General features: G+C 72.7%; 31 protein-coding genes. 18 read left to right on the top strand and 13 right to left on the bottom strand.

Translation table 11 applies throughout. The annotated features are described in order from the left end of the window. Positions 1 to 94 precede the first annotated feature (94 nt). The 3 genes from ETD85_RS21035 to ETD85_RS21025 all read left to right on the top strand — a co-directional run bounded on the left by ETD85_RS21035 (position 95) and on the right by ETD85_RS21025 (position 2258). A complete protein-coding gene (locus tag ETD85_RS21035) occupies positions 95 to 1261 on the top strand; it encodes an acyl-CoA dehydrogenase family protein (RefSeq protein ID WP_138691457.1) in 1167 nt (388 codons plus the stop codon). Between the two features lie 163 nt (positions 1262 to 1424). Further along, entirely contained in the window at positions 1425 to 1841 is a 417-nt protein-coding gene (locus ETD85_RS21030; protein ID WP_138691456.1) for a nuclear transport factor 2 family protein, read from the top strand. Positions 1842 to 1853: 12 nt separating this feature from the next. Next, entirely contained in the window at positions 1854 to 2258 is a 405-nt protein-coding gene (locus tag ETD85_RS21025) for a hypothetical protein (RefSeq protein ID WP_138691455.1), read from the top strand. A gap of 18 nt (positions 2259 to 2276) precedes the next feature. Here the strand turns inward: ETD85_RS21025 and ETD85_RS21020 are convergent, their stop codons facing one another. Then, positions 2277 to 3527, bottom strand: coding sequence for an FAD-dependent oxidoreductase (locus ETD85_RS21020; RefSeq protein WP_138691454.1), 1251 nt, complete (start codon positions 3525 to 3527; stop codon positions 2277 to 2279). 96 nt (positions 3528 to 3623) lie between these two features. Between ETD85_RS21020 and ETD85_RS21015 the strand changes: the two genes are divergently transcribed. Further along, on the top strand, positions 3624 to 4265 hold the full coding sequence (locus ETD85_RS21015; protein WP_138691453.1) for a TetR/AcrR family transcriptional regulator: 642 nt from the start codon (positions 3624 to 3626) through the stop codon (positions 4263 to 4265). Positions 4266 to 4303: 38 nt separating this feature from the next. Here ETD85_RS21015 and ETD85_RS21010 read toward each other — a convergent pair whose 3' ends face one another. The 4 genes from ETD85_RS21010 to ETD85_RS64715 all read right to left on the bottom strand — a co-directional run bounded on the left by ETD85_RS21010 (position 4304) and on the right by ETD85_RS64715 (position 7446). Then, positions 4304 to 4909 (bottom strand): response regulator transcription factor, encoded by a 606-nt coding sequence (locus ETD85_RS21010; RefSeq protein WP_138691452.1) that lies wholly within the window; start codon positions 4907 to 4909, stop codon positions 4304 to 4306. After that, positions 4906 to 6078 (bottom strand): sensor histidine kinase, encoded by a 1173-nt coding sequence (locus tag ETD85_RS21005; protein WP_138691451.1) that lies wholly within the window; start codon positions 6076 to 6078, stop codon positions 4906 to 4908. The genes ETD85_RS21010 and ETD85_RS21005 overlap by 4 nt, the downstream gene beginning before the upstream one ends. Next, positions 6075 to 7088, bottom strand: a complete 1014-nt coding sequence (locus tag ETD85_RS21000; RefSeq protein WP_138691450.1) for a sensor histidine kinase — start codon at positions 7086 to 7088, stop codon at positions 6075 to 6077. Before ETD85_RS21000 ends, ETD85_RS21005 begins: the two co-directional genes overlap by 4 nt. Positions 7089 to 7227: 139 nt before the next feature. Then, positions 7228 to 7446, bottom strand: a complete 219-nt coding sequence (locus tag ETD85_RS64715; protein ID WP_206058430.1) for a hypothetical protein — start codon at positions 7444 to 7446, stop codon at positions 7228 to 7230. 163 nt (positions 7447 to 7609) lie between these two features. On the opposite strand from ETD85_RS64715, the gene ETD85_RS20990 reads away from it, so the two are divergent. After that, positions 7610 to 8053, top strand: coding sequence for a DNA-binding protein (locus ETD85_RS20990; RefSeq protein WP_138691449.1), 444 nt, complete (start codon positions 7610 to 7612; stop codon positions 8051 to 8053). On the opposite strand, the gene ETD85_RS20985 is transcribed toward ETD85_RS20990, so the two are convergent. After that, the gene (locus ETD85_RS20985) at positions 8050 to 8592 is read right to left on the bottom strand and encodes a MarR family winged helix-turn-helix transcriptional regulator (protein ID WP_240779272.1); all 543 of its coding nucleotides are present in this window, start codon (positions 8590 to 8592) and stop codon (positions 8050 to 8052) included. The two genes, ETD85_RS20990 and ETD85_RS20985, sit on opposite strands and share 4 nt — an antisense overlap. A gap of 77 nt (positions 8593 to 8669) precedes the next feature. Between ETD85_RS20985 and ETD85_RS20980 the strand changes: the two genes are divergently transcribed. The 4 genes from ETD85_RS20980 to ETD85_RS20965 all read left to right on the top strand — a co-directional run bounded on the left by ETD85_RS20980 (position 8670) and on the right by ETD85_RS20965 (position 12375). Beyond that, positions 8670 to 9839 (top strand): flavin-dependent oxidoreductase, encoded by a 1170-nt coding sequence (locus ETD85_RS20980; RefSeq protein ID WP_138691448.1) that lies wholly within the window; start codon positions 8670 to 8672, stop codon positions 9837 to 9839. After that, positions 9836 to 10285 (top strand): DUF3237 domain-containing protein, encoded by a 450-nt coding sequence (locus ETD85_RS20975; protein ID WP_206058429.1) that lies wholly within the window; start codon positions 9836 to 9838, stop codon positions 10283 to 10285. Before ETD85_RS20980 ends, ETD85_RS20975 begins: the two co-directional genes overlap by 4 nt. A gap of 20 nt (positions 10286 to 10305) precedes the next feature. Next, entirely contained in the window at positions 10306 to 11904 is a 1599-nt protein-coding gene (locus ETD85_RS20970) for a CocE/NonD family hydrolase (protein WP_138691446.1), read from the top strand. A gap of 180 nt (positions 11905 to 12084) precedes the next feature. Beyond that, positions 12085 to 12375: a hypothetical protein gene (locus ETD85_RS20965; RefSeq protein WP_138691445.1), complete on the top strand. Its 291-nt coding sequence runs from the start codon at positions 12085 to 12087 to the stop codon at positions 12373 to 12375. A gap of 51 nt (positions 12376 to 12426) precedes the next feature. On the opposite strand, the gene ETD85_RS20960 is transcribed toward ETD85_RS20965, so the two are convergent. Next, on the bottom strand, positions 12427 to 13110 hold the full coding sequence (locus ETD85_RS20960; protein ID WP_240779271.1) for a FadR/GntR family transcriptional regulator: 684 nt from the start codon (positions 13108 to 13110) through the stop codon (positions 12427 to 12429). A gap of 26 nt (positions 13111 to 13136) precedes the next feature. Beyond that, positions 13137 to 13577 (bottom strand): ATP-binding protein, encoded by a 441-nt coding sequence (locus tag ETD85_RS20955; protein WP_138691444.1) that lies wholly within the window; start codon positions 13575 to 13577, stop codon positions 13137 to 13139. 245 nt (positions 13578 to 13822) lie between these two features. Here ETD85_RS20955 and ETD85_RS20950 point away from each other — a divergent pair, with 245 nt between their 5' ends. Further along, positions 13823 to 14365: a quercetin 2,3-dioxygenase gene (locus ETD85_RS20950; protein ID WP_138691443.1), complete on the top strand. Its 543-nt coding sequence runs from the start codon at positions 13823 to 13825 to the stop codon at positions 14363 to 14365. A gap of 22 nt (positions 14366 to 14387) precedes the next feature. Here the strand turns inward: ETD85_RS20950 and ETD85_RS20945 are convergent, their stop codons facing one another. Together ETD85_RS20945 and ETD85_RS20940 are read right to left on the bottom strand one after the other, a co-directional pair. Further along, a complete protein-coding gene (locus ETD85_RS20945; RefSeq protein ID WP_138691442.1) occupies positions 14388 to 14870 on the bottom strand; it encodes a hypothetical protein in 483 nt (160 codons plus the stop codon). Further along, on the bottom strand, positions 14867 to 15391 hold the full coding sequence (locus ETD85_RS20940; protein ID WP_138691441.1) for an RNA polymerase sigma factor: 525 nt from the start codon (positions 15389 to 15391) through the stop codon (positions 14867 to 14869). Before ETD85_RS20940 ends, ETD85_RS20945 begins: the two co-directional genes overlap by 4 nt. 178 nt (positions 15392 to 15569) lie before the next feature. Between ETD85_RS20940 and ETD85_RS20935 the strand changes: the two genes are divergently transcribed. Genes ETD85_RS20935 through ETD85_RS20920 form a run of 4 tightly spaced genes read left to right on the top strand, consistent with a single transcriptional unit; the run spans position 15570 to position 19571 of the window. Continuing rightward, entirely contained in the window at positions 15570 to 16640 is a 1071-nt protein-coding gene (locus ETD85_RS20935; protein ID WP_138691440.1) for an iron-siderophore ABC transporter substrate-binding protein, read from the top strand. A 17-nt stretch (positions 16641 to 16657) separates the two neighbouring features. Beyond that, positions 16658 to 17698, top strand: coding sequence for a FecCD family ABC transporter permease (locus tag ETD85_RS20930; protein WP_138691439.1), 1041 nt, complete (start codon positions 16658 to 16660; stop codon positions 17696 to 17698). Continuing rightward, positions 17695 to 18747 (top strand): FecCD family ABC transporter permease, encoded by a 1053-nt coding sequence (locus ETD85_RS20925; RefSeq protein WP_138691438.1) that lies wholly within the window; start codon positions 17695 to 17697, stop codon positions 18745 to 18747. The genes ETD85_RS20930 and ETD85_RS20925 overlap by 4 nt, the downstream gene beginning before the upstream one ends. Next, positions 18726 to 19571, top strand: coding sequence for an ABC transporter ATP-binding protein (locus ETD85_RS20920; RefSeq protein ID WP_138691437.1), 846 nt, complete (start codon positions 18726 to 18728; stop codon positions 19569 to 19571). The genes ETD85_RS20925 and ETD85_RS20920 overlap by 22 nt, the downstream gene beginning before the upstream one ends. A gap of 6 nt (positions 19572 to 19577) precedes the next feature. Here the strand turns inward: ETD85_RS20920 and ETD85_RS20915 are convergent, their stop codons facing one another. Further along, positions 19578 to 20411, bottom strand: coding sequence for an alpha/beta fold hydrolase (locus ETD85_RS20915; protein ID WP_138691436.1), 834 nt, complete (start codon positions 20409 to 20411; stop codon positions 19578 to 19580). A gap of 249 nt (positions 20412 to 20660) precedes the next feature. Between ETD85_RS20915 and ETD85_RS20910 the strand changes: the two genes are divergently transcribed. The 3 genes from ETD85_RS20910 to ETD85_RS20900 are packed head-to-tail and all read left to right on the top strand — an operon-like array spanning position 20661 to position 22308. Next, positions 20661 to 20972, top strand: a complete 312-nt coding sequence (locus ETD85_RS20910) for a hypothetical protein (RefSeq protein ID WP_138691435.1) — start codon at positions 20661 to 20663, stop codon at positions 20970 to 20972. Then, the gene (locus ETD85_RS20905) at positions 20963 to 21865 is read left to right on the top strand and encodes a hypothetical protein (protein ID WP_138691434.1); all 903 of its coding nucleotides are present in this window, start codon (positions 20963 to 20965) and stop codon (positions 21863 to 21865) included. The genes ETD85_RS20910 and ETD85_RS20905 overlap by 10 nt, the downstream gene beginning before the upstream one ends. Positions 21866 to 21867: 2 nt before the next feature. Continuing rightward, positions 21868 to 22308: a YbaB/EbfC family nucleoid-associated protein gene (locus ETD85_RS20900; RefSeq protein WP_138691433.1), complete on the top strand. Its 441-nt coding sequence runs from the start codon at positions 21868 to 21870 to the stop codon at positions 22306 to 22308. 49 nt (positions 22309 to 22357) lie between these two features. Here the strand turns inward: ETD85_RS20900 and ETD85_RS20895 are convergent, their stop codons facing one another. Then, entirely contained in the window at positions 22358 to 23320 is a 963-nt protein-coding gene (locus tag ETD85_RS20895; RefSeq protein ID WP_138691432.1) for a slipin family protein, read from the bottom strand. Between the two features lie 280 nt (positions 23321 to 23600). Here ETD85_RS20895 and ETD85_RS20890 point away from each other — a divergent pair, with 280 nt between their 5' ends. Then, on the top strand, positions 23601 to 24428 hold the full coding sequence (locus tag ETD85_RS20890; protein WP_206058428.1) for an endo alpha-1,4 polygalactosaminidase: 828 nt from the start codon (positions 23601 to 23603) through the stop codon (positions 24426 to 24428). A gap of 53 nt (positions 24429 to 24481) precedes the next feature. Here ETD85_RS20890 and aztA read toward each other — a convergent pair whose 3' ends face one another. Continuing rightward, entirely contained in the window at positions 24482 to 25201 is a 720-nt protein-coding gene (aztA, locus tag ETD85_RS20885) for a zinc ABC transporter ATP-binding protein AztA (protein ID WP_138691430.1), read from the bottom strand. Between the last annotated feature and the right edge of the window lies 1 nt (position 25202).

Genomic DNA, 25202 nt, shown 5'->3' with positions numbered 1-25202 from the left:
CGGCCCGGACGGCGATGGCGTGCCCTGGACAAAGCAGCACATCCGTGATCTGACGGAGTAAAGCGCCGTCGATCGTGAACAGGAGCACCGGGAAATGAGCGACACGCCGCGACTGCACACCGCCGGCACCACCCTGCTGGAGCGAGCCCGCGAGCTGCGCCCGCTGGTCGAGCGCGAGGCGGAGGCGGCCGAGGCGCAGGGCAAGCTCACCGACCCCGTCGTGGACGCCCTGCACGAGTCCGGACTTTTCGGCGTATGGGTACCTGTCCAGCTCGGCGGCGCCGAGCTGTCCCCCAAGGAGCTGATCGCCGTCTTCGAGGAGCTCTCGTACGCCGACGCCTCCACCGGCTGGGTGCTCATGGCCACCACGCTGGAGAACGGCACGGCCGGCGCCTACCTGGGCGACGACGCCGTCGAGCGGATCTTCAAGGGCCCGCGGATGCCGGTCTTCGCGGGCCAGGGCACCCGGCCGGGCAGCGCCGTACGCGAGGACGGCGGTTTCCGGCTCAGCGGGCAGTGGAGCTTCGCCTCGGGCATGCCGCACGCCCAGTACGCCCACAGCCTGGGCGCCGTCGAGGGCACCGACGAGGTCCGGATCTGCATCACCCCGATCGAGGACGTCACCATGCTCGGCAATTGGGACGTCCTGGGCCTGCGCGCGACCGGCAGCATCGACTACGCCATCGACGGCGCGTTCGTACCGGAGTCGCAGTCGCACGTCTTCACCCAGGACGAGCCGCTGCGCGGCGGCGCGATCTACCGGCTCGGCCTGGTCGACCAGGCGCTGATCTGCCACTCCGGCTGGGCGCTCGGCGTCGGCCGGCGGCTGCTGGACGAGCTGCGCCGCTACGCCGGCGCGCGGGCCGGGCGGCCGGGCCAGATCGCCGGCAGCGACGCCTTCCACGCCGACTTCGCCCGGGCCGAGGCGAAGTTCCGGTCGGCGGGGGCGCTGGTGCACGAGACCTGGAACGACGCGGAGCGCACCCTGGACGCGGGCGGGCGGCTCGACGTGCGGCAGGAGACCATGGTGCGGCTCGCGCTCAACCACATCACCTCGACCCTCGCCGAGGTGGCCAGGTTCGTCTACGCCTCGGGCGGCACCTCGGCGCTGCGTGACGGGCTGATCCAGCGGCTGTTCAGGGACGTGCACGCGGGTACGGCGCACATCACCTCGGGCCCGCAGGTGCTCCAGGAGTGCGGCCGCGAGCTGGCCGGCCTGGCGCCGGGTGAATCCTGGCTGGTGTTCGCCCTGGAGTCATGAGCGGCCCCGGCGGGTGACCTGACCCGGATACGGCCGCCGCCCGCACCGGGCCCGAAGTCCGGCCACGTGCCGGCGGCCAGTGGTCCTGAGCTGGGCGAAGACCCTCAGGTAAGATCGGCCGTGCGAGCCGGCGACATTCCTTCTGGTCATGAGGGGCTAACGGGTGAACAGCTCAAACGATCCTGCGGCCGAGATCCGGTCCCGGATCCAGCGGCACTGGGAGGCCTCCGAGCGCGGGGACGTCGACGCCGAGCACGCGATCTACGCCCCGAACGCGATCCTGGACTACCCGCAGTCCGGCGAGCGCTTCAGCGGCCGGTCGAAGATCCAGGCGCAGCGCGGCGGGCACCCGGCCGAGCGTCACTTCACCATCCGCCGGATCCAGGGCGCCGGCGACCTGTGGGTGAGCGAGTGCGTCATCACCTATGACGGCGCGCCCACGTACTCGGTCAGCATCATGGAGATCACCGACGGTCTGGTGACGCACGAGACCCAGTATTTCGCCGACCCCTTCCCCGCGGCTCCCGGGCGTGCCGCGCTGGCCGAGCCGATTCCGGCGGGCGACCGGCAGGCCGACTGAGCTTTCAGGCCGATGGCCGGCAGGTCAAAGCCTGCGGCCCGCGTTCGTGGTGCGGAATCTGGCCCGGTAGGCGGCGCCGCGCTCGGTGGCGACGACGGGCACGTGGTCACCGGCCCCTGGGCGGACTGGTCTCCGGGCTATCGTCCGTCACCCGAGGAGATCGACCCGGTCAAGGACGTCTTCGCCGATCCGGCCGTGGTCACGGCGGCGCTCGCCTACTACCGGCACCCGCTCAACCCGGCGTTGCGGGCACCGGACCTGGCCGACGCCCAGCAGGCGGTCATGGGCGGCAGGATCACGTTCTGCGACGTGGCGCCGCGCATCGACGTCGTGGACGCCTGCGGGCACTTCGCCCACAGGGAGCGGCCGGACGAGGTCGACGCCAGGATGCTGGACTTCCTCGGCGACCCCGCGTGAACGGCCGCGTGTCCACGCTCACCCGTGGCTCAGCGGCTCCAGCGAGCCGGTCAGGCGCTCGGGCCGGATCCCCAGCCCCACGACCCTGCCGAGCAGGTACGGGAACCCCCGCCAGTGCCGCAGGACCCGCAACGGCTGCGGCAGGCGGAGCGGGGCGGGCGCGGCGCCGTCATCGGCGATGGAGGCGGCCACGAACCGCTCCTGGGCCTTGCGCTGCGCCGCCTGGGTGATCACGGTCGGCCACTGCCGGCGGCGCTGCACCCGGGCCAGCTCCTTCTCGCTCACCCGGCCGCGCCGCAGGGCGGGCACCAGGATCCGGGCCGCGGCGACGGCGTCCTGGATGGCCAGGTTGACGCCCACGCCGGCGATCGGGGACATGGCGTGCGCGGCGTCGCCGATGAGCAGCGCGCCCGGCACCCACCAGCGGGCGAGCCGGTCGATGCGGATCTGCAGGACGGCGATGTCGCGCGCGCCGATGGCGGCCATCCGCTCGCTGGTGTACGGGGCCAGCCGGGCGATCGTCCGGCGGGTCCACGCCCCGTCGTCAGCCCGCGCGGCCTGCGCCATGTTCTTGGCGATGAGCAGGGCCGCCTGCCAGTAGTCACCTCGGTTGATCATGATGAGGCCGCCCGTGGCGGAGAAGCGCAGGAACGTGCCGTCGGGGTCGCCGGGCAGGCGCGGGATTCGTACGTACAGGCAGTCGTGCGGCGCGGCGGAGGAGCGGGGCCGCAGATCGAGCAGGTCCCGCACGGTGGAGTGCCGCCCGTCGGCCGCCACGACCAGCGGCGCCCGCACCTCGCCGACCCGCCCGGTGTCCTTGTCGGTGTAGCGCACCCCGCACACCCGCCCGCCCTGCCGGAGCAGGCCGTCGACCTCGGCGTTCTGGGCGAGGTGGAAGTGCGGCGACTCGGCGGCGGCCTCGGCCAGCAGGTTGAGGAAGTCCCACTGCGGGACGAGCGCGATGTGCTGGTGGCGGCCCGGCAGGCGGCTGAAGTCCTCGCCGATGACGCCGTCGTCGAACTCCATGGTGAGCCGCCGCTCGCGCTGCTGGGGCAGCGCCGCGAACCGGTCGCCGAGGCCAAGCTCGTCCAGCAGGTTGAGGGTGGAGGCGTGCACCGTGTCGCCGCGGAAGTCGCGCAGGAAGTCGGGGTACTTCTCCAGAACCGCCACGTCCACGCCCGACCTGGCCAGCAGCAGGCCGAGCACCATCCCCGCCGGGCCACCTCCGGCGACGACGCACGCCACCGAGGTCTCAGCGATCGATCCCATCTGATCCTCCAACGAGAAAGTGGGGAGAAACTCCCCGTTTGCCTGGCACAGTAACATAACCGGGGAACATGTCCACGCTTGGATCTGGAGTGGCCGATGAAAGAGCTGCGCGCCGACGCCCGCCGCAACCGCGGGCAGATCCTGCACGCGGCGCACCTGGCCTTTCTCGATCAGGGGCCGGACGTGCCACTCGACCAGATCGCCACGCGCGCGGGCGTCGGCAACGCCACCCTGTACCGCCACTTCCCGGCCCGTGCCGACCTGATCGCCGCCGTCGTCGTGGACAACATGGCGCAGGTGGCCGCGCTCGCCACCGAGGTCCTGGCCACCGGGCCGTCGGCCGGTCAGGCGCTGGCCGCGTTCGCCCGGGGGGTCGTCGAGCGGCGGATCGTCGCGATGCTCCCGATCCTGGGCGCCCACGTGCGGCCCGGCCCCGAGTTCCTGGAGACCAGGGCCCGCGTGCTGGAGGCGCTGGACGCCCTGGTCGGCGCCGCCCGCGCCGAGGGAGCGCTGCGGGCCGACGTGAGCGCCGCCGACCTCGTCATGTTCCTCACCGTGCTGACCCGGCCCCTGCCGTCGGTGTCAGGCGACCTCGACGACGCGGTACGCGCCCGCCTGCTGGCCACGCTCCTGGACGGCCTGCGCCCCGGCGGCGCCACCCCGCTGCCGGGCGTCGCCCTCGACGCCGATCTCATCACCGCCGACCTGGCCACGCCGGGCGGAGGAGCGGGCACGTAGCCGGCGGCGGACTCGCCAGGGCCCGCGGCGAGCGGGGGTCAGAGCCAGCCGGCGTCGCGGGAGATGCGGATGGCGTCGATGCGGTTGCGTCCACCGACCTTGCTGATCGCGTTCGACAGGTAGTTGCGCACGGTGGCCTGCGACAGCGAGAGCTGGGTGGCGATCTGGGCGATCCGCACGCCGGTCGCGGCGGCGCGCAGCACCTCGGTCTCCCTGGCGGTGAGCGGGCTGCTGCCGGTCTCCAGCGCCGCGGCGACGAGCTCCGGGTCGATCACGCGCTCGCCGCGGGCGATGCGGCGGATCCCGTCGGTGAGGGTCTGGGCGGGGGCGTCCTTGACGATGAACCCCTTCGCGTGCACCTTCAGCGCGCGCAGCAGGTTGCCCGGCTGGCTGAGCCCGGTGAGCACGAGGGTCCGGCAGGAGGGCAGGCGCGCGGACAGCTGCTCGGCGGCGGACAGGCCGTCCAGCCCCGGCATGTCGATGTCGAGCACCGCGACGTCGGGCCGGACGCGCAGCGCCGTGGCCAGCACCTCGTCGCCGCGCTCGATCTCGGCGACGACCTCCATGTCGTCCTCCAGCGACAGCAGGGCCACGAGGGCGGAGCGGATCATGTGCATGTCCTCGGCGATCAGTACGCGGATCACGCGGCCTCCTCGGGGATCTCGACCGACAGCAGGAACCGGCCGCCGAGCACGGTGGCCGCCGACGTGCCGCCGGCGGCGCGGGCCCGCTCGGCCACCCCGGACAACCCCGAGCCGCCGGCCCGCTCGGCCACCCGGGACGGCTCCGAGCCGCGGGCGGCGGCGCGCACGCCGTCGTTGACGATCTCCAAGCGTACTGTGCCGTCGCGTCGTGAAAGCGTGATGGCGCAGGTCTGAGCGTCGCTGTGGCGCAGCAGGTTGGTGGTGCCCTCGCGGATCGCCCACGCCAGGGCGCTCTGGGCGGGGCCGGGCAGCGGCGGCAGGTCGGCCACGTCGAGCCGGGTGTACACCCCGGCCGCGCCGAGCAGGGCGGCGGCCCCGTCGATCTCGGTACGCAGCGACACGGCGTGCTCGTCACGGGTGATCGCGCGCACGTCCCGCAGCGCGTCGCGGGCCACCCCGGTCAGGCTCTCGATCTCGGCGCGGGCGGCGCAGGCGTCCTTGGCCAGCAGCCGCAGCGCCAGGTCGCCCTTGAGCGAGATCGCCGACAGGCTCTGGCCCAGCAGGTCGTGCAGGTCGCGCGAGACCCGGATCCGCTCCTCGCCGACGGCTGCGGCGGCCAGCTCGGTACGGGTGGCGGCCAGCTCGTTCACCAGCCGGACCAGCCGCGCCCCGCCGACCAGCGACGCGGCGAACAGGAGGCTGACGACCAGGGCGTACGCGCACAGGATGAGCGTGCGCGACGTCACGGTGCCGTCGTCCCGCAGGGTCGCCAGCAACTCCTGCGTCGGCAGGATCAGGATCTGCGCGGCGATCACGATCAGCCGCGTCCGCCCGTGCAGCAGCATCACGATCGACGCGACGGCGAAGATCATGAAGCCTTCCCAGTCCGCGCCGATCCACCAGATCGGCAGGTCGGCCAGCAGCAGCAACGCGACCAGGCTCCAGAGCCATCCCGGCGGCCGTTCGCCCCTGGTCGCGGCGAGGCTGTGCCGCAGCTGGAGCCCGCCGGCCAGGACCGCGGCCGAAATCGCGGTGACCGGATCGCCCGGCGAGCCCTCCATGCCGAGGATCGTGTAGACGGGCACCTGCAGAGCCAGCGGCACGTGCAGCGCGATCAGCGGCCAGTGCGGGTGCCGCAGCACCCATGGCGGCGGGATCGACCCGGTCATGCCGGCACCTCGATCGTCTCGGCGGCGTCGTCGGCCCGCAGCTCCAGGCGTATCCGGCCCTCTCGCGAGGTCACCGTGATCGTGCAGGCGCGCACTCTGCCGTCGCGCAGCAGCCGCGTCACCGTCGAGCGCAGGGCGGCCCGCGGCTGCTGGGCGATCGTGTCGGGGATGCCGTCTCTGGGCAGTTCGAGCCGGGTCTCGATGCCGGCCGCGGCCAGCAGCGTGGTGGCGGTCTCGAGCTCGGTGCGCAGCGACGATCGCTGGTAGCCGCGCACGCGCTGCCTGGCCTCGGCGAGCGTGCGCCTGGAGTCGTCGGAGAGCCCGGTCAGCTCGGCCACGAGACCCGCCGACTCGCCCCGCGCGAGCTGCCCGGCGGCCCGCTCGCCGCGCGCGGCCAGCGACTCCAGCGCGGTGCCGAGCGAATGGTGCAGGTCCTCGTCGATCCGGCGCCGCTCCTGCGTGACGGCCTGCTGGGCCAGCTGCTCCCTCGCCGCCTGCAACCGGGTCAGCGCGGCGGACAGCCAGATCAGCAGCAGCAACGTCCCGCTGCCGGCCAGCACCGAGAACATCAGCCACGGCGCGGTCGTCCACGGCAGGCCGAGCTCATGGGCGATGGGCGCCGCCGCGGCCACCACCGCCACGTAGATCGCCAGGGACCACGGGGCGGGCAGCACGAGCAGGGCCGACACGACCAGGGCGGTGTACGACCGCGGCCACATGTTCCCGGCCAGCGGCGTGGCGGCCAGGATGACGACGGCCAGCGCCGCCATGGTCCAGGACGCGGCCGGCGGGCGGACCGCGCGCGCGGCGTACCAGACGTGGCGCAGGTGCAGCGGCAGGTAGACCGTGGTCGCGGCGATGCTCCACAGCCCCGGCCCGTTGTCGTCGCCCCCGTAGGCGAAGGCCAGCGCCACCTGCACCAGCGGCAGCATCGCACTGCAGGCGACCGCGCCGGCCGGCGCCAGCCGCACGACGCGGTCCGACCGCCAGAGGTTCGTCAATCCGCCCACCGCCCGTCCACGCGTACGAGCTGCCCAGGGTAGAGGTGCCGGCCGGGTGGCGGCACCGGCGAGCGGGCGCCGGACCGGTGCCAGGGGGAGCGTCATACGCGGGTCTCGTTTCGCGGGGTCGTCGGGGGCGGGCCTGCGATCACACGCCGGCCACCCTGCCGAGGTTGTCCAGCTCGTTGGCCCGGCCCGTCAGCAGGCGCCGGGTCCACTCCTCGTCGTGCATCGCGTCCATGGTCATCGTGACGCGGGTGCCCTTGTCCGCCTGCCGGGCGTCCACCGGCGGCAGGCCGGCGCCCTCCATGAACGCGATCCGCTCGGGCGCGGTGGCGTACGTCCGCTCGATCCTGGAGGTGGCCATCCGGTGCTCCTTCTGGGGGCGCTCACGAGGTCCTACCTTGTCCCGGCGGACCGGCGGGGCACAGATGCAAATGTCATCGTCCGCGCGCTGAGTTTCCACCGCTTAAACAGTCCGTTCAACACAATAAGTTGACAACTATTCGTGAGCCGTCCACTCTGGTCGCATGCAATCGAACCCCGGACAGCACCCGTTCACCCCCGAGGACCCCGCCCGGGCGCGGGCGCAGCGCGTGCACGCCTCGCTCTTCCGCATCGCCGAGCGGCACGCGGCCACCGACCGGCAACGCGGCCGGCAGGCGCACGCCTCCATGATCGGGCCGCAGGAGGCGGTCAGGCTCGTGACGTTCCTGCTCAGCGGGGCCGCGCTGCGCGAGGACGGCGAGCCCGAGGTGGACCACGACGACATCACCGCGGCGCTCAGCCTCATCCCCCTGGCCCGCGCCGAGATGGACGAGCTGGAGGCCGGGCTGCTCCAGATGGCCAGAGGGCGCGGCATGACCTGGCAGAGCATCGCCTTCGGCCTCGGGCTCGGCACCCCGCAGGCCGCCAAGCAGCGCTACGAGCGCCTGATCGACCGGACCGCGGCCGAGAGCGGCGACCGGGCTTAGGGGACCCCGGCCGGGCGTTCCCTGAGTATGCGGGTGACCAGGCCGGTCAGGTGCCGGCGCTCGGCGGCGTCGAGCGCCGAGAACCAATCCTGCTCCCTGCGGGTCTGCTCCGCGAACGCCTCGCGCACGGCCGCCTCGCCCTCCCCGGTCAGCGCGACCACCACCGCGCGGGCGTCCTCCGGCACCGGCCGGCGCTCCACCAGGCCGGAGCGCTCCAGGGTGTTGACCGCGTTGGTGACCGCCGAGCGGGACATGGCGGAAAGCTCGGCGAGCCGGACCGGCTGCGTGGGCCCCAGCAGCCAGAGCTTGAACATCAGCCGGAACCCCGGCAGCGTCCAGCCGCGCGGGCGGTGGATGTGCGTCTCCAGGTCGGTGACGAGCAGGTAGGCGAGCTGCAGCAGGTGATAGGCCAGGGCGAACGCCTCCGGGTCGGCCGGGGGCGGCATCGCGGCCAGGCGCTCGCGCGCGAAGGCGGCATACCGCAGGTCCTCGGGGACGGGCGGGGATCCTCCCGCGAGGTCCGCATCGGCGCTGTTCACCGGTCAAGTCTTGCGTATTACGGCGCCGCTCGTGGATATTGTTACGGCCATAACAATCTGCCAGGAGAAGAGGTGCCGTGCGCATCGTCATCGCCGGAGCCGGCATCGGCGGGCTGACCGCCGCGCTCAGCCTGCACGCGGCCGGGTTCGAGGACGTGACGGTGCACGAGGCCGCCCGCGAGATCCTGCCGCTGGGCGTCGGCATCAACCTCCTCCCCCACGCCGTGCGGGAGCTGACCGAGCTGGGGCTGGCCGACCGGCTCGCGGAGATCGGCGTCGCCACCGCCGAGCTGGCCTACTTCAACCGGTACGGCACGCCGATCTGGTCGGAGCCCAGAGGGCTCGGCGCCGGGTACGCCTGGCCGCAGTACTCCGTGCACCGCGGCCGCCTGCAACTGCTCCTGCTGGAGGCGGTGCTGGACCGGCTGGGCCCGGACGCCGTACGGACCGGCAGCCGCATCACCGGCCCCGGCCAGGAGGACCTGCTCATCGGCGCGGACGGGATCCACTCGGCCGTCCGCGCCCACCTGTATCCCGGCGAGGGACCGCCGCCGTGCAACGGCCTGGTCCTGTGGCGGGGCACCACGTACGGGGAGCCGTTCCTGACCGGCCGATCCATGATCATGGCCGGGGACGGGATCCAGAAGTTCGTCGCGTACCCGATCGAGACGGGCGGGCGCACCCTGATCAACTGGATCGCCGAGCGGCCGCTGGACGGCGAGGCCCCGGACCGGGGGAACTGGAACCGCCCCGCCGACCTGGGCGAGATCGGCCGGCACTTCGCGGACTGGAGCTTCGACTGGCTGGACGTCCCCGGCATCATCGCCGGGGCGCAGGCGGCCTACGAGTACCCGATGGTGGACCGCGATCCGCTCCCCCGCTGGACGTCCGGCGGGGTCACGCTGCTCGGTGACGCGGCCCACGCCATGTACCCGATCGGCTCCAACGGCGCCTCCCAGGCGATCATCGACGCCCGGGTGCTGGCACACTCGCTCGCCCACGGCGACCTGGCCGCGTACGAGAGCCTGCGGCGGCCCGCCACGACGGCGCTGCTGCTGTCGAACAGGAAGATGGGACCCGAGGTCGTCATGAAGCTCGCCCACGAGCGCGCGCCCGGCGGCTTCGACGACGTCGAGCAGGTCATCCCGCACACGGAGCTGGCCGAGATCGCCGACTCCTACAAGCGCACGGCCGGGTTCGACCCGGCCTCGCTCACCGAACGCCCTTCGTGGAGTGTCACCCCGTGAACCTCGAACCGCTCGCCACCTTCCAGGTGGACCTCGACCCGATCCTCGATCTGGGCGACTCGCACTGGGGCCGCCGCCGCGTGATCAACATCATCGGCGGCGCGTTCGACGGCCCGCGCCTCTCCGGCTCCGTCCTTCCCGGCGGCGCGGACTGGCAGATCGTGCACGCGGACGGCACCATCAGTGTCGACACGCGCTACACCCTGCGCACCCACGACGACGCGCTCCTGTACATCTCCACCAGCGGGGTGCGGCACGGCACGCCCGGCGTGCTCGCGCGCCTCGCGCGAGGTGAGGAGGTGGACCCGTCGGAATACTACTTCCGGCTGTTCTGCCGCTTCGAGACGGGCGACGAGCGGTATCTCTGGCTCAACCGCACCCTGGCCGTGGCCTCGGCGGCCCGCACGGCCGCCGCCGTCCGGTACGACGCCTACACCCTGACCTGACCTTCCCCGAGGAGCCGCACATGCCGAAGCTCAACCGCCCTTCGCTCCCGGTCGCCGTCGAGCACGACGCGCCCATGCCCATGCGCGACGGGACCGTGCTGCGCGGCTCCGTGCACCGGCCGGCGACCGGCGGGCCGTTCCCCACGCTGCTCATGCGCACGCCGTACGGGGAGGGGACGTTCCGGATGGCGCCGGTGATACCCGCGCTGCAGGCCGGGTACGCGGTGGTGCTGCAGCACTGCAGGGGGCGCGGGAGCAGCGACGGCGAGTACCGGCCGTGGCTGGACGAGGGCGTGGACGGCCACGACACGATCGCCTGGATCACCTCGCAGCCCTGGTCGAATGGCGAGGTGGTGATGAGCGGCATGTCCTACCTGGCCGGCTGCGCCCTGCAGGCGGCGGCGACCCGCCCGCCGGGGCTGAAGGCCGTGGTCGCCCAGATGACGCCGCACGACTTCCACGAGGGGCTGAAGTACCACGGCGGGGCGCTGGCCCTGGGCTCGGCGCTCAACTGGGGCGCGATGCAGTCGATGCTCGGGCTCATGCACGCCATGGAGGCGGGCGAGGACGTGGGCGCGAAGTTCGGCGCGCTCCTGCCGGTGATGGGCGACCAGCCCACCGCCGTGCGCACGCTGCCGGTGCGCGACATTCCCGGCATCCCGTGGTGGCAGGAGTGGACCGGGCACCCGGAACGCGACGACTACTGGCAGGGCCTCGCCGAGACGCTGCGGCACGACCGCATCGAGGTGCCCGTCATGCACGTCGCGGGCTGGTTCGACCTGTTCCTGGGCGGGACGCTGGAGAACCACCGGCGGCTGGGCGGCCCGCTCGTCATCGGCCCGTGGTCGCACCTCGGGCCCGGCGCCTCGGGGACCGGGCGGCTGGACTTCGGCTTCGGCGCCTCGGCCCAGGCGATCCAGCTCGAACAGCGGCAGCTCGCCTTCCTCAGGGGCCAGGACACCGGCCCCGCCGTGAAGATCTTCGTGATGGGCGACGACGTGTGGCGGGACGAGGAGTCCTGGCCGCTCGCCCGCGCCGTCGAGACCCGCTACCACCTGCACGGCGACGGCCTGCTCTCGCCCGAGCCGCCCGCGTCGGCCGAGCCCGCCGCCTTCACCTTCGACCCGCGCGACCCGGTGCCCACGGTCGGAGGCCCGCTCCTGCTCCCCGACCCCACCAACGTCGGCCCGCAGGACCAGCGGGAGGTGGAGCTCCGGCCCGACGTGCTCTGCTACACCTCCGACGTGCTGGCCGCCGACGTCGAGGTGACCGGCCCGATCTCGGTGACCCTGCACGCCGAAACCTCCGCGGCCGCCACGGACTGGACGGCAAAGCTGGTGAACGTCCATCCCGGCGGCCGGGCGCTGAGCGTGATCGACGGCATCGTCCGCACGTCGGATTCGTCCGGGACGTACACCATCGACCTGGTGGCCACCAGCCAGGTCTTCAAGGCCGGGCACCGCATCAGGGTGGAGGTGTCGAGCTCCAACTTCCCCCGCTTCGACCGCAACCCCGGCACCGGCCGGCCCGCCGCCGAGGCCGCCGAGACCGACCTGGTCGTCCAGCACCAGAAGGTCTACCCCGACTCCTACATCACGCTGCCGATCGTCCCGCGCTGACCTGGCACGCCCGCCGTCAAGCCTCCCCACGGCGGCAGTAGCCGCACGCCGCGAACACATGGAGTTAACTTTCAGTTACGCATTGTGACTTCCGGTGCCGGGCAGACCCCAGGTGACCGTCACCGCCGGACAGGCTGCCGGCGGGGACGGGGTACCGCACCTGCCACGAAAGGGTCACCCATGCCGCGGATCTCCGCGAAGCTCGGCGCCGTCGCAGCCGCCGCGCTGCTCGCCCTGTCCGTCCCTTCCCCCGCCCAGGCCGCCAACGGCGTGCTGATCGTCAACGGCCAGGTCCACGTCGATCCCAGCGGCTGCTACTCCAGCTTCAGATGGCCGCTCGTGGTCGAGAACCACACCGACGAGATCGCCCTGATCTTCGATTCGGCCGACTGCACGGGGGTCAGCCCTGAGCTCGTCTACCCGGGGCAGCGCACGATCTCCGAGTACGGCGACAGCGTCTACATCCACTGATCCCGCCGGGCCGGGTGCGGCGGGGCCCCGCCGCACCCGGCCCGGCGCCGTTCACGAGGGAGCGTGGTGACGCTCGACGGCCGCCGCGGTCCGCGCGAGGTCGCCGGAGACGATGGCCTCCACCAGCTCGGTGTGCACGTCCAGGCGGAGACGCAGATGATCTTCCGTACGGCCGGCGTCGTCGGAGTCGGCGTGCGCGGACAGATCGCTGATGCACTGGGTCATGCCCAGATAGACGGCCTTGGCCAGGTGGTTGGGAGTGATCTCCGCGATGCGCTCGTGCAACGCCCAGTTGGCGCGCATGAACCGGTCGGTGCTGCTCGTCGCGCGCTTGAGCTGCGTCAGCAGCTTGCGCAGGTCGGAGATGTCCTGCTTGGTACGGTGCCGAGCCGCGTCGGCGGCGATCAGCGGCTCCAGCGCTTCGCGCACGGCGATCGCGTCGGCCACCGTGGCCGGCATCTTGCGCACGGTCAGCAGGGTGTGGCGCAGCCGCACGATGGGGCTGGACCGAGCCACGAACAGGCCGCCGCCACGGCCGGGACGGATCTCGACGGTGCCGCGATCGTTGAGCAGGCGCGCGGCCTCGCTGATCGTCGCGCGGCCGTAACCCGAGCGGTCGCGGAAGTCGTCCATCGTGCCGATCAGGTCGCCGGGGCCGAGCCGCCGGTCGGCGATCATCGACTCGATGTCCGCGGCGAGCGCCTCCGCGCGCGTCAGAGGCTCAGCGTTAACCACCCGAACGATTCTAGCAGAATCTGCCTCTATCCCCCTGGCCCCGCGGCACTCTCCCGCTCTGCCCGGGCGGGCCGGCTCGGGACGGGGCCGTGCACGCGCAGGCTGAGCCGGGCGCCGCCGCCGGGGTGATCGAGCTCGACCTCGTCGCACAGACGGCAGGCCAGCCACAGCCCCAGCCCGCGGGCGCCGCTCGGCCCGGCCCGGGCCGCGGCCAGGTGCTCGGGGGACAGCGTTCCCTTCACGTCGCTGATCCGCACGGTCAGGCCGCCGTCCTCGGCGACGGCGACGAGGCGGCCGGCTCCGCCGCCGTGTTCCAGCACGTTGGCCGCCACCTCGTTGACGGCCAGCACCAGGTCGTCCAGGCGCCGGCCGCGCAGCCCGGCGTGCCAGGCATGGATGCGTGCCAGGTCCCGGATCAGCGCGAGATCTTCGTTGATCGCGCAGCGTAGCTCGAACTCGCCGCCCATGATCGTCTACTTCGTCTGAGGGGGTTGCGCCGACGTCGGTTTTCCCTGGTGGGAGCTCGGCCAAACCCTGGCGCCGGCCGCTCGGGCCCGCGCGGGCCGGGGTGGAACAGGGTCCGTACTCCCCTGTTACCTGGCGCACCAGGTTGGGCATCTCGGATAAGTCCGGCGCGATATCCCTATTTCAGGTTTCCGTAGTACGCGGTACGCCTGGGGGCGCGTCCGGCCGACATCCCGAGGAGGATCACATGAGCGCCGAGTTCGCCCGCCACGCCCCAGGACCGAGCGTCCTGCCCGGCAGCCCGTCGCCGTACTTCCTGCAAGCGGGGCAAGGGGAGCACGCCCACCTGTTCGACTCCCTGTTCACCGTCCTGCTCGGCAAGGAGGAGACCGAGGGGCAGTTCGGCGTGTTCACCATGACCGCGCCCAAGGGCCAGGCCATCCCGGTGCACGCGCACCCCGACGTGCACGAGATCTTCTACCTGCTCGACGGCCGCGTCCGGGTGTGGATCCAGAGCGCGGCGGGCGAGCTGCTGGACCGGGTGCTCGGTCCGGGCGACTTCGGCTACGTACCGGCCGGGCTGCTGCACAGCTACCGCTCCGAGTCCGACGGCACCCGGGTGCTGGGCGTGTGCACGGGCGGCTTCGAGGGGTTCTTCGCCGCCGCGGGCACGCGTGCCGGCTCCGCCGATCTGCCCGCGCACCCGTACGTCCCGTCGCCGGAGCAGCTCGGCGCCGCGGCGGCCGCCTTCCGCAACGAGTTCCACCCGGAGGTCCGGTTCGACGCCTGACCCCGGACCAGGAGCCCGGTTTTCAGACCTCCTCTTCGCCGAGCAGCTCCCGCTTGCGGCGCAGCAGAGCGGCCCTGCGGCCGTGGGCGCGTACGGCCAGCACCAGCGCCGCCGCGACGAACAGCCCGCCGATCGCCAGCGCGACCCCCAGCCCGGTGCCGCGCTGGACGGCGACGGCCGCCACGCCCCCGGTGGTGGTGACGGAGGCGACCAGGGCGATCCAGGCCGCGATCACCCGGTCGGTCGCGAACAGCGGCACCCTGCGCGTCAGCAGCCACCCTCCGTAGCAGGCCCAGGCCAGGCAGAACACGGTGAGCAGCCCGAACGCCAGCTGCGTGCGGGCGGGCAGGGCGCCCGGCTCGCTCCACCACAGCGCGGTCACGAACACCGTGCCGGCCAGCCCGGCCAGCAGCGCCACCAGGGCGCGAACGCGCCTTCCGCGTGACAGCGACGGCTCCAGCCGCTCGATCAGCTCATCCGCCGACAGGTTCGGCTCTTCGGTCATGGGCGGTATCCCTTCTCCTGGAGGTGTTCGCGCAACAGGCGACGGGCCCGGTTGAGCCGGGATTTAACCGTTCCGGCCGGGATCTGGCAGATCTGCGCGCATTCCTCCACGGGCAGGTCTTCCAGGTAGTACAGGACGAGGATCTCCCGCTCCATCACCGGCAGCGCCGACAACGCGCTCACCAGGTCGGCGCGATCCACCATGGCCTCGATCGGGTCCTCGGCGGCCGGGTCCCCGGCCGCGAGGTCCTCCCGCCGGTCGGCGTACTCGCTGCGCAGGCGATCGGTCACCGACCGGCGGGCGATCGTGAACAGCCAGGGCGCGAACCGGCCGGGCTCGCGCAGCCGGGGCAGGCCACGCACCACTGCCAGCCAGATCTCCTGGGTCACATCGTCGGCCCGCTCGGCGTCCAGCATGCGCCGTACGTACGTCCACACCGGCACCCGCCAGCGGGCCACCAGGTCGGCCAGTGCCGCGCGCTCGCCCAGCTGGGCCCGCACCACCAGCAGCTCATCGGTCATCTCGTCCTCCCGTCACCCAGCACAGTCGGGCGGGCGGCCGATCAGGTTCACGGCAGGCTGGTGGGCTGACAGGGCAGGGAGGCATGAAGCGGGACATAAGTAGGTTAGGCTTGCCTAAGTGTCCGAAGTGACGTGCGCAGCCGCTCGTCGTGCCAGTCAGTAATCGCAAGGAACATCCATGCCGCAAAGGTTTCCCCGGGTGCGCCGCCGCGCGCTCGCTCTCTCCGCAGCCGCCGCCACGGTCCTGCTCACCCTCGCCGGCTGCGGTGGCGGCAGCGAGCCGAAGGCCGCCGAACAGCCCGCGGCGACGGCGCCGGCGAGCAGCGGCAGCGCGGCCGGCGTGTTCCCGGTGACGATCGACAGCGCGCTCGGCCAGGCCACGATCCCGAAGCAGCCCGAGCGCGTCGTCACCCTCGGCCAGGGCTCGACGGAGACCGCGATCGCCCTCGGTCACACGCCGGTCGGCATCGAGAGCTACGAGTGGGGCAGCGACAAGTCCGGCTACCTGCCGTGGATCCACGAGGCCGTCACCAAGGCGGGCGGCACCCTGCCCAAGCAGTTCGCCGGCGGCGAGAACATCGACTACGACACCATCCTGGAGCTCAAGCCCGACGTGATCCTGGCCCCGTGGTCGGGCATCACGCAGGAGCAGTACGACCTCCTCAAGGACATCGCGCCCACCGTCGCCTACCCGGACCTGCCGTGGAGCACGAACTGGGACCAGCAGATCGAGATCATCGCCAAGGCGCTGGGCAAGCCCGCCGAGGCGGCGACGCTGATCTCGACGATCAAGAAGCAGCTCGCCGACGCGGCCGCCACCCGGCCACAGTACAAGGACGTCACCTTCTCCTACATCTACACCACCGGTCCCGGCACGCTCGGCGTGTTCAAGCCGGAGGAGCAGCGGGTGGAGATGGTCAGCTCGCTCGGCCTCACCGTGGACCCGGTCGTGAACACCTTCGAGGAGACCAAGGGCACCGACTCCGCCCTCATCGGCCTGGAGAACGCCCAGAAGCTCGCCAAGAGCGACCTGATCTTCACCTTCTACACCGACGCCAAGACCCGCAAGGAGATCGAGGCGCAGAAGCTGTACGGGGAGATCCCCGCGGTCAAGCGCGGCGCCGTCGTGGCCAGTGCCGACAACCCCTTCGTCACCGGGTCGTCGATCATCAACCCGCTCACCGTGCCCTGGGTCATCGACCGCTACCTGCCGCTGATCGACGAGGCCGTCGCCAAGATCGAGCGCTGAGGCCGCACGCCACCCCCATGACGACCACCACCGGCCGCACCATGCCGGGCGGTGCGGGCGCCACTCGCGCCCGCCCCGCCCGGCTGCTGTGCTCGCTGCTCATCGGGCTCGCCCTCCTGGCGCTCGCCGTGGTGGCGAGCGTCACGTTCGGCAGCCATCCCACCTCGTTCGCCGACGTCCTCGGCGTGCTGAACGGCACCGCGGACGCCAACACCACCACCGTCGTCGAGAGCCGGTACCCGCGCACCGCGCTGGGCCTGCTCGCCGGCCTGTGCCTCGCCGTGGCCGGCACCCTCATGCAGGGCATCACCCGCAACCCGCTCGCCGACCCCGGGATGCTCGGCATCACCGCGGGCGCCTCCGCCGGCATCGTCACCGCCACCGCCTTCCTCGGGGTGAGCGGCCAGTGGGGCACCGTGTGGTGGGCGCTGCCCGGCGCGCTGCTCGCCGGCGTGCTGGTGCACCTCATCGGCTCGGCCGGATCCGGCGCGGGGCTGGTGCGGCTGGTCCTGGCCGGCGCGGTCGTCACCTCGGTGCTGACGGCGTACGTGCAGGCCGTGACCCTGGGCCTGCCGAAGGTCTTCGACAGCTACCGCTACTGGGTGGTCGGCGCGCTCGGCGGCCGCGACTTCGAGGTGCTCCTGTCGGTGCTCCCGCTCGCCGCCGCCGGCCTGCTGCTCGCCGTGCTGCTGTCCTCCGCGCTGAACGCGCTCGCGCTCGGCGACGAGTCCGCCGCCGCGCTCGGCGCGAACCCGGCCGCCCTGCGCATCGGCGGGCTCGCCGCGGCGACCCTGCTGAGTGCGGCGGCGACCGCGGCGGTCGGCCCGATCGCGTTCGTGGGCCTGGCCGTGCCGCACATCGTCAGGGCGCTCGCGGGCGTCGACTTCCGCGCGCAGATCGCCTTCTCGGCCCTCGTCGGCCCCGCCCTGCTCCTGCTGGCGGACGTGGCGGGCCGGCTCGTGCTGCGCCCGCAGGAGCTGATGGTGGGCGTCGTGACCGCGTTCCTCGGCGCGCCCGCGCTGCTGCTGGCCGTACGCAGGATGAAGGGCGGCACATGACCGGGACCCGCACCGCGTCCTCGCGGGGCCTGCTCAGGATCGGGCGCGTGGTGGCGATCCCCGCCGGGCGCGCCTCCGTCGTCGCGGCGGCCGCCGTGCTGGTGCTCATCGCCGCGGCCGCCGTCGCCACGCTCTCGCTCGGCCGCCTCGGCGTCCCGCTCGCCGACCTCGCGGGCGCCCTCACGCAGGGGGCCGAAGGGAAGACGGCGTTCGTGCTGGAGCGCCTGCGCGGGCCGCGCCTGGTCGTCGGCGCCGGCACCGGCGCGGCGCTCGGGCTGTCGGGCGCGCTGTTCCAGACGGTCACCCGCAACCCGCTCGGCAGCCCCGACGTGATCGGGCTCGCCGCCGGAGCCGGTGCGGGCGCCGCGATGGCCGCGCTGTTCCTGCCCGGCGTGCTGCCGGTGCCGCTCGGCGCGCTCGCGGGCGGCGTGCTCGCCATGGCCCTGGTGTACGTCTCCACCGGGACCGGGTTCCGCAACCCCGGACGCCTCATCGTGGCGGGCATCGGCGTCTCCGCGATCGCGGTGGCCTTCACCCAGTACGTGGTGTACGCGGTCGAGCGGGACAAGGCGACCGTACTGACCGCCTATCTCAACGGCAGCCTGTCGGCCCGCTCCTGGGACCACGCGACCACCATCTGGCTGGTGCTGCTGGTCGTGGCGCCCTTCGTGGCGCTCATCGCCGGGCGGCTGGACGTCTCCGAGATGGGCGACGAGCTGGCCGCCGCGCTCGGGGCCGAGCCGAGGCGCACCAGGACCCTCGCGGTGGTGCTGTCGGTCGTCCTGTCCGCGGGCGCGGTCGCGGTGGCGGGGCCGATCTCGTTCATCGCGCTCACCGCCCCGCAGATCGCCCGGCGGATGACCCGCGGCCCCGGCCCGCACCTGGTGCTGTCCGCGCTCGTCGGGGCGCTGCTGCTGGTGCTGGCCGACCTCGCCGCGCAGCAGCTGCCCGTTCCCGGCAATCTGCCCGTCGGCGTCTACACGATGGCCATCGGCGGCCTCTACCTCGGATATCTGCTGACCCGCGAATGGAGAAAGGGAAGCCTTTGAGCACCGGTACGGTCGCGGAGGAGACAGGGCTGGGCGCCAGGGACCTGACGGTCTCCTACGGTGGCGCGCCCGTCGTACGCGAGGTCAGCCTGGACCTCCCGGTCGGCGGGCTCACCGTGGTCATCGGCCCCAACGGGTGCGGCAAGTCAACGCTGATCAAGGCGCTGGCCCGGGTGCTCAAGCCCGACAGCGGGCGGGTGCTGCTGCACGGCCGCGACATCTGGTCCTACCGCGGCAGGCAGGCCGCCAGGCACGTCGCCCTCCTGCCCCAGAACCCCATCGCGCCCGACGGGATCACCGTCCACGGGCTCGTACGGCGGGGCCGCTACCCGCATCACACGCTGCTGCGCCAGTGGTCGCCGGAGGACGACGACGCGATCAACGCCGCGCTGGAGCGCACCGGCCTGGCGGAGCTCGCGCACGCGCAGGCCGGCGAGCTGTCCGGCGGGCAGCGGCAGCGCGCCTGGATCGCCATGGTGCTCGCCCAGCAGACGGGCCTGCTGCTGCTCGACGAGCCGACCACCTTCCTCGACATCGCCCACCAGTACGACCTGCTGGAGCTCTGCAAGGAGCTGCACCACGAGGGCAGGACGATCGTCGCCGTGCTGCACGACCTCAACCAGGCCGCCCGCTTCGCCTCCCACCTCGTGGTGATGGACCAGGGGCGGGTGGTCAAGGAAGGGGCGCCGTCGGAGGTGCTGACGGCCGAGCTCGTCCACGACGTGTTCGGGCTGCCGTGCGACATCGTGCCCGATCCGCGTACGGCCACCCCGATGGTGGTCCCGCACGCCAGGACCGCGCCCGGTGCCCGGCGGGGCGGGTAGCCGCCGTCAGCCCAGGAACGTCGTGATCGCCGTCACGAGCCGGCCGGGGTCGTCCAGCCACGGGAAGTGGCCCGCGCCCGGCAGGACGGCGAACTCGGCACGGGGAAACAGCCCGGCGAGCTCGGCCACGGCGCTCGGGATCGAGTTCAGATCGACCTCGCCGGCCAGGACCAGCGTCGGCGCGCCGAACGTGGCGAGCGCCGCGCGGGTGGCCTGCGGGTCGTACGCGCCCTCGGCGCCGTAGACGGCCGCGGCCTCCTCGTTCCTGCGGCCGGCCTGGGCCGCCACGTGGGCGCGTGCCGTCGCGTCCCACCGGCCGTAGAAGAACGGCTGGACGGCGTCCCGGTCGGCCGCTCCACCGGCCACCATGCTCTCCAGCGCGGCGAAGGCCGGCCCGAACCACGGCTCGCCGGCGCGCAGCCGGGCGACCTCCATCCTGGCCTGCCCCGTGGGGAAGATGCCGGCGGCGAAGGTGCTGGGGGTGACCAGCACGAGGTTGCGGATCCGGCCGGGGTGGCGGGCGGCGTACAGGATCGCGAGGTTCGCGCCGGCGCAGTGGGCGAGCAGGTCCATGCGGTCGAGCCCGAGATGGACGCGCAGTGCCTCCAGGTCGCCGACGAGACGGTCACAGCGGTAGGAGGCGGGATCCTGCGGTGTCGCGGAGCCGCCGGTGCCCCGGGGGTCGGCCATGACCAGCCGCCGGTGCGCCGGCAGGCCGCCGAGCTCGCCGAGGTAACCGGAGTCCTGCATCGGGCCGCCGGGCAGGCAGACCAGCGGGGCGCCGCTGCCGGACTCGTGGTAGGCGAGCTCGGTTCCATCGGGCGCGGTGTAGGCGGGCATGGCGACGACCATGTCAGCGGCGTCGCGTCCGGTGCAATCGGGTTTCCCGCCGCCGCGCGTCGCTGGGACGGCGCTGAGGCGTCGCTGGGACGGCGGTGTGCGTCGGTGGGGCGTCGGTGGGGCGTCGTTGGAACGTCAAGATCGCGGGGGTGGGTGTCGGATTCGCGTCAGGGTTGCGTCGGAACGCGGCCACGCGGTGCCGCCGCGCGCGAGGCTGGGGAGACCATCAGCACGGAACGAAGGCGACATATGCCGACATCACCCTGGACCCCTGACGTGGAGATCGAGCGATCCCGGCTCAGGAAGATCAGATCACGCCTGCCCGAGGCCGCCGCGCCGCTCGACCGGGTGCTGCCCAGCCTGGTCGCGCTCACCGTCACGGAGTCGGCCTTCACCTCGTTCACCTACTCGCTGGCGCTGGCGTACAGCGAGGTCGAGGCGCTCACCATGGCCGAGATGCGCCGCCACGCGGACGACACCGTGCGGATCCAGGACGGCATGACGACCTCCATCGCCGCCTGGCAGGACGCCGAACGCGCGAGCTCCCCCACATGGCGATGACCTTCGCGGAGCTGGCCCGGCGCGGCCTGGTCCTGGGCACCGGCGCGGCGGCCACGCTGTCGGCCCTCGGCGTCCCGGCCGGCTGGCCGTTCGTCGCGAAGATGTACATCCACCATTACGACCCCCAGCCCTTCTTCGACGCGGCGAAGACCTGGCTGTCGGTGCACGACGACGTGGCCGCCGCCCGGCTGGACGTCGAGGCCCTCGTCTCCGAGGTGGCCACGGCCAGCTGGCGCAGCGAGGACGGCCGCGCCTTCCAGCGGCGCATGGGCGACTACCTGGCCGGCCTGCGCGGCATCGAGATCCGCGCCGTGGTCACCGCGCTCACCCTGTACACGGCCGGCGCCGCGCTGGCCGCGATGGTGCTGTTCCAGTTCCTGGTCGCGGCGGTGCTGGCGGCGCTCGCGCTGTGGGTGCTGGCCGCCGCCGTCACGCCGCTGAGCCTGGCCGGCGCCCGGATCCTGGCCATGCAGTGCCTGATCAAGCTCTTCGAGGGCTACCGGGCGGTGGAGTCCCTGTTCGACGCGTTGCTGCACGGGTGCGCCGCCGCGCTGAGTGCCGCCGTCGCCGTGGACGTGGGCGCGCGGATGGCCCGGGGCGACCGCAGCGGGCTGAACGACCTCGCCTCGGCCACGCTCGCCCAGGGCCCCATGCTGGTCTGGGGCACCGCGAACCGGATCGAGCGCGACCTGACCGCCCACGGGATCAGCGGCCGGTTCCCGGCCGGCGGGCTCTGGGCGGGCTCGCGGGCGGGCACGCCGCTGCCCGCCGGCCTGCCGCAGCTCGCGGGCGCCAAGGCGGTCGGCGACCTCACGAGCGGCGGCCAGACGGTGACCGGCCGGTACGTGCCGGAGCAGGCCCCCGACGGCTCCTACACCTTCCCCTGGGAGTGATCATGGATTTCACGCAGGCGCTCGGCTTCGACCCCGAACGGCTCGCGGCCGACGCCGACCGCTTCTTCGACCAGCTGGGCCGGCCGCCCGGCGCCCCGGCGACGGCGCGCGCCGAGTCCAAGGACGGCTGGGTGAGCGTCGAGTACGACTGCGCGTCCGGCGTACGGGACCTGCGCCTCGACCCGCGCGCCATGCGCATGGACTCCGCGCGGCTCGCCGAGACCATCCTGGGCCTGATCCACCAGGCCAGGCAGCAGGCCGAGACCGAGGAGCGCGGCCGGGCGGAGTCCCTCCTGGGCGCGGGCAACGCCCTGCTCGACGACCGCCGGCTCGCCGCCGCCCGGCTCCGCGACGCCACCGGCACGCTCCAGGAGAACCTGGAACGCGCGGGTGCGACCATCGACCGGGTACGCGCCCTCCTCCGAGAGCGGACACGCCCGTAGCCCCGCCATGACCTCAACTCCGGACCGGGGTCGCGAGCCGTCCAGGGGGTCAGCGGGCAGGCTTCTCGGCGGCGGCCTTCGGCTCCTCGCCGACGGCCACGGCCTGGTCCTCCGCCGCGACGGCTTCGAGGAGCTCTGGGACGCCGGGGCTCGCGAGCGCGGGCGGCACCGGATCCGGCCGGACCCGCTCGGAATCGACCGCGGCGACCTCGGACGACGCGGCGGCCCGGGACTGCGCGGCGAGCTGGGGGGCGGTGGTCTGCGTGGCGCGGTCGAAGAAGCGCAGCAGCTCGACCGGCAGCGGCATGATCAGCGTCGAGTTCTTCTCCGCGGCCACCTCCACCACGGTCTGCAGCAGCCGCAGCTGCAACGCCGCCGGCGTCTCGGACATGATCCCCGAGGCGTCGGCGAGCTTCTGCGCGGCCTGCAGCTCACCGTCCGCGACGATCACCCGGGCCCGCCGCTCGCGCTCGGCCTCGGCCTGCCGCGACATGGACCGCTTCATGCTCTCGGGCAGCTGCACGTCCTTGATCTCGACCCGGTCGATGTGGACGCCCCAGCCCAGCGCCGGGCTGTCGATCATCAGCGCGAGCCCCTTGTGCAGCTCCTCACGGTTGGTGAGCAGGTCGTCCAGCTCGCTCTTGCCGATGATGGAGCGCAGCGAGGTCTGCGCCACCTGCTCGATCGCGAACAGGTAGTTCTGCACTTCGATGGCGGCCCGCATCGGGTCGGCCACCTTGAAGTAGACGACGGCGTCCACTCGTACGGAGACGTTGTCGCGGGTGATGCCCTCCTGCGTCGGGATGGGCATCGTGACGATCTGCACGTTGACCTTGCGCATGCGGTCTACGCCGGGGATGAGGAAGCGCAGGCCGGGGCCCCGGATCTCCTGCTGCGCCCGGCCGAAGCGGAAGACGATGCCGCGTTCGACCTGATTGACCACTCTCACGCCGGTGATCGCCAGCACGAAGAGGAAGAAGGCGATGACTGCGAGAACGACGTTGATGTCCATGGCCGTGTCCCTTCCATTTCGAGAGTAGACCCCGCATCAAGATCGGTTGGCGGCCTATAATCCGACTAGTCCAGAACACAATGGAATTGCATTCCACATTACGGAATAGAGGATGAGTCACTTGGCCAACCTCCGCCCGCTCCTGACCCGGTTCGCCATGGTCATGGCCGTGTTACCGGTCGCCGTCGCCGGGCTCGCGATCCCGTCCCAGGCATCGGACGCAGCATCGGAATCAGCATCGGAATCAGCATCGAACTCTGCGGCCATCTGGCGCCCGGCGGTGCAGAGCCGCTGGCAGTACCAGCTCCAGGGCCGCAAGTCCTTCGCCGCGACCGGCGGCATCAACGTCGACATCTGCGAGGTCCCGCAGAGCGGCGGCGCCTGCGTGCGGCCGAGCGTCTTCGACATCGACCTGTACGCCGCCGAGGAGGTGTCCGGCGACAACAAGACGCTCAACACGGCGGCCGTCAAGGCCATCCACGCCAGGGGCGCCAAGGCGATCTGCTACGTGGACGCGGGCTCGATCGAGGAGTTCAGGCCCGACTACCAGCAGGCCGTCGCCTGGCACAAGAGCCACGGCAACTCCTTGCTGGGCAAGCCGTTCAGCCCCGAGTTCCCCAACGAGCGCTGGGCGAACATCAACAACGACCAGGGCCAGCGCGACTTCCTGCTGAAGCTCATGGAGGCCCGCGTCGACAAGTGCGTGCAGGCCGGGTTCGACGGGGTCGAGTTCGACGTCGTCAACGCCCACGAGGAGGGCAAGTCGGTCACCGGCTGGAGCGTCGCCCCCGCCACCCAGCTCATCTACAACCGCGCGCTGGCCGCCCTCGCCCACCGCAAGGGCCTGTCGGTGGCGCTGAAGAACGACCTCAGCCAGGTGGACGAGCTGGTCTCGCACTTCGACTACGCGGTCAACGAGGAGTGCTTCCAGTACGACGAGTGCGAGACGCTGTCGGCCTTCGTCAAGGCGGGCAAGCCCGTCTTCCACGTGGAGTACGAGACCGCGCCGTCGAGCTTCTGCCGCAAGTCGGGCACGCTGAAGTTCAGCTCGCTCAAGAAGCCGGCCGACTACTCCCTGTACGACAAGCCGTACAAGCCCTGCGTCTGACCCATCACGGGCGTTCCGCCTCGTCGTAGGCGAGGCGGGCCGCCGCGCCGCGCTCAGGGTCGCGGCACCCGGCCGAGCGGATCATGGAACGCCCGGTTCAGCGTCTCCGGCGTCAGCACGTCGCCGGGCGGGCCTTCCGCGAGCAGCCGCCCCTGGTCGAGCAGGAGGCAGTGCTCGGCGCGCATCGCCATGGCCAGGTCGTGGGTGACATGCACCACGGTGACCCCGCGCGCCTTCTCCCGGTCGAGGGCGGCGGCGATGTGCTGCCGGGCGTCCAGGTCCAGCCCGTTCGCGGGCTCGTCCAGCAGGAGCAGGTCCGGCTCCTGGGCCAAGCCCTGGGCCAGCAGGGCCCGCCGGCGCTGGCCGCCCGACAGCGCGCTCAGCCGGCATCCGGCCAGCTCCGACATGCCGACCGTGGCCAGGCACGCGTCGACGACCGACCAGTCATGCGCCGTCAGCCGCCGCCACGGGCCGCGCAGCGCCCAGCGGCCCATGGCGACGGTGTCCCGCACGGTGATCGGCAGCGCGTCGGGGACGGCGTCGCGCTGGACCACGTACCCCGGACGGGCGCCGCCCGCGCCCTCGATCCCGCCCTGCGTCGGCCGCACGGTCCCGGCCAGCACCCCCAGCAGGGTGGACTTGCCCGAGCCGTTCGGGCCCACGACGGCGGTGACGCCGGCGCGCGGCAGGCTGGCCGCGAGGCAGTGCAGGACCGTCCGACGCCCGTATCCCGCCGTGACGTCGCGGATGACGACTACGCCAGTCCCTCTCATG

The sequence above is a fragment of the Nonomuraea zeae genome, assembly GCF_005889725.1.
Classification (GTDB): Bacteria; Actinomycetota; Actinomycetes; order Streptosporangiales; family Streptosporangiaceae; genus Nonomuraea; species Nonomuraea zeae.
Note: the sequence above shows the minus strand (reverse complement) of the source record. Positions and strands in the feature narration are given on the sequence as shown.

Excerpts from the sequence above, each read along its gene's own strand:
- ETD85_RS20950 (WP_138691443.1), top strand. The coding sequence starts at position 13,823 with ATGAGCGCCGAGTTCGCCCGCCACGCCCCAGGACCGAGCGTCCTGCCC.
- ETD85_RS20935 (WP_138691440.1), top strand. The coding sequence starts at position 15,570 with ATGCCGCAAAGGTTTCCCCGGGTGCGCCGCCGCGCGCTCGCTCTCTCC.
- ETD85_RS20945 (WP_138691442.1), bottom strand. The coding sequence starts at position 14,870 with ATGACCGAAGAGCCGAACCTGTCGGCGGATGAGCTGATCGAGCGGCTG.
- ETD85_RS21035 (WP_138691457.1), top strand. The coding sequence starts at position 95 with ATGAGCGACACGCCGCGACTGCACACCGCCGGCACCACCCTGCTGGAG.
- ETD85_RS20915 (WP_138691436.1), bottom strand. The coding sequence starts at position 20,411 with ATGCCCGCCTACACCGCGCCCGATGGAACCGAGCTCGCCTACCACGAG.
- ETD85_RS21025 (WP_138691455.1), top strand. The coding sequence starts at position 1,854 with ATGGCCGGCAGGTCAAAGCCTGCGGCCCGCGTTCGTGGTGCGGAATCT.
- ETD85_RS20900 (WP_138691433.1), top strand. The coding sequence starts at position 21,868 with ATGGATTTCACGCAGGCGCTCGGCTTCGACCCCGAACGGCTCGCGGCC.
- ETD85_RS21020 (WP_138691454.1), bottom strand. The coding sequence starts at position 3,527 with ATGGGATCGATCGCTGAGACCTCGGTGGCGTGCGTCGTCGCCGGAGGT.
- ETD85_RS20940 (WP_138691441.1), bottom strand. The coding sequence starts at position 15,391 with ATGACCGATGAGCTGCTGGTGGTGCGGGCCCAGCTGGGCGAGCGCGCG.
- ETD85_RS20965 (WP_138691445.1), top strand. The coding sequence starts at position 12,085 with ATGCCGCGGATCTCCGCGAAGCTCGGCGCCGTCGCAGCCGCCGCGCTG.
- aztA (WP_138691430.1), bottom strand. The coding sequence starts at position 25,201 with ATGAGAGGGACTGGCGTAGTCGTCATCCGCGACGTCACGGCGGGATAC.
- ETD85_RS20930 (WP_138691439.1), top strand. The coding sequence starts at position 16,658 with ATGACGACCACCACCGGCCGCACCATGCCGGGCGGTGCGGGCGCCACT.
- ETD85_RS20970 (WP_138691446.1), top strand. The coding sequence starts at position 10,306 with ATGCCGAAGCTCAACCGCCCTTCGCTCCCGGTCGCCGTCGAGCACGAC.
- ETD85_RS20905 (WP_138691434.1), top strand. The coding sequence starts at position 20,963 with ATGGCGATGACCTTCGCGGAGCTGGCCCGGCGCGGCCTGGTCCTGGGC.
- ETD85_RS20920 (WP_138691437.1), top strand. The coding sequence starts at position 18,726 with ATGGAGAAAGGGAAGCCTTTGAGCACCGGTACGGTCGCGGAGGAGACA.
- ETD85_RS21015 (WP_138691453.1), top strand. The coding sequence starts at position 3,624 with ATGAAAGAGCTGCGCGCCGACGCCCGCCGCAACCGCGGGCAGATCCTG.
- ETD85_RS20895 (WP_138691432.1), bottom strand. The coding sequence starts at position 23,320 with ATGGACATCAACGTCGTTCTCGCAGTCATCGCCTTCTTCCTCTTCGTG.
- ETD85_RS64715 (WP_206058430.1), bottom strand. The coding sequence starts at position 7,446 with ATGGCCACCTCCAGGATCGAGCGGACGTACGCCACCGCGCCCGAGCGG.
- ETD85_RS20955 (WP_138691444.1), bottom strand. The coding sequence starts at position 13,577 with ATGGGCGGCGAGTTCGAGCTACGCTGCGCGATCAACGAAGATCTCGCG.
- ETD85_RS20990 (WP_138691449.1), top strand. The coding sequence starts at position 7,610 with ATGCAATCGAACCCCGGACAGCACCCGTTCACCCCCGAGGACCCCGCC.
- ETD85_RS20910 (WP_138691435.1), top strand. The coding sequence starts at position 20,661 with ATGCCGACATCACCCTGGACCCCTGACGTGGAGATCGAGCGATCCCGG.
- ETD85_RS20925 (WP_138691438.1), top strand. The coding sequence starts at position 17,695 with ATGACCGGGACCCGCACCGCGTCCTCGCGGGGCCTGCTCAGGATCGGG.
- ETD85_RS21005 (WP_138691451.1), bottom strand. The coding sequence starts at position 6,078 with ATGACCGGGTCGATCCCGCCGCCATGGGTGCTGCGGCACCCGCACTGG.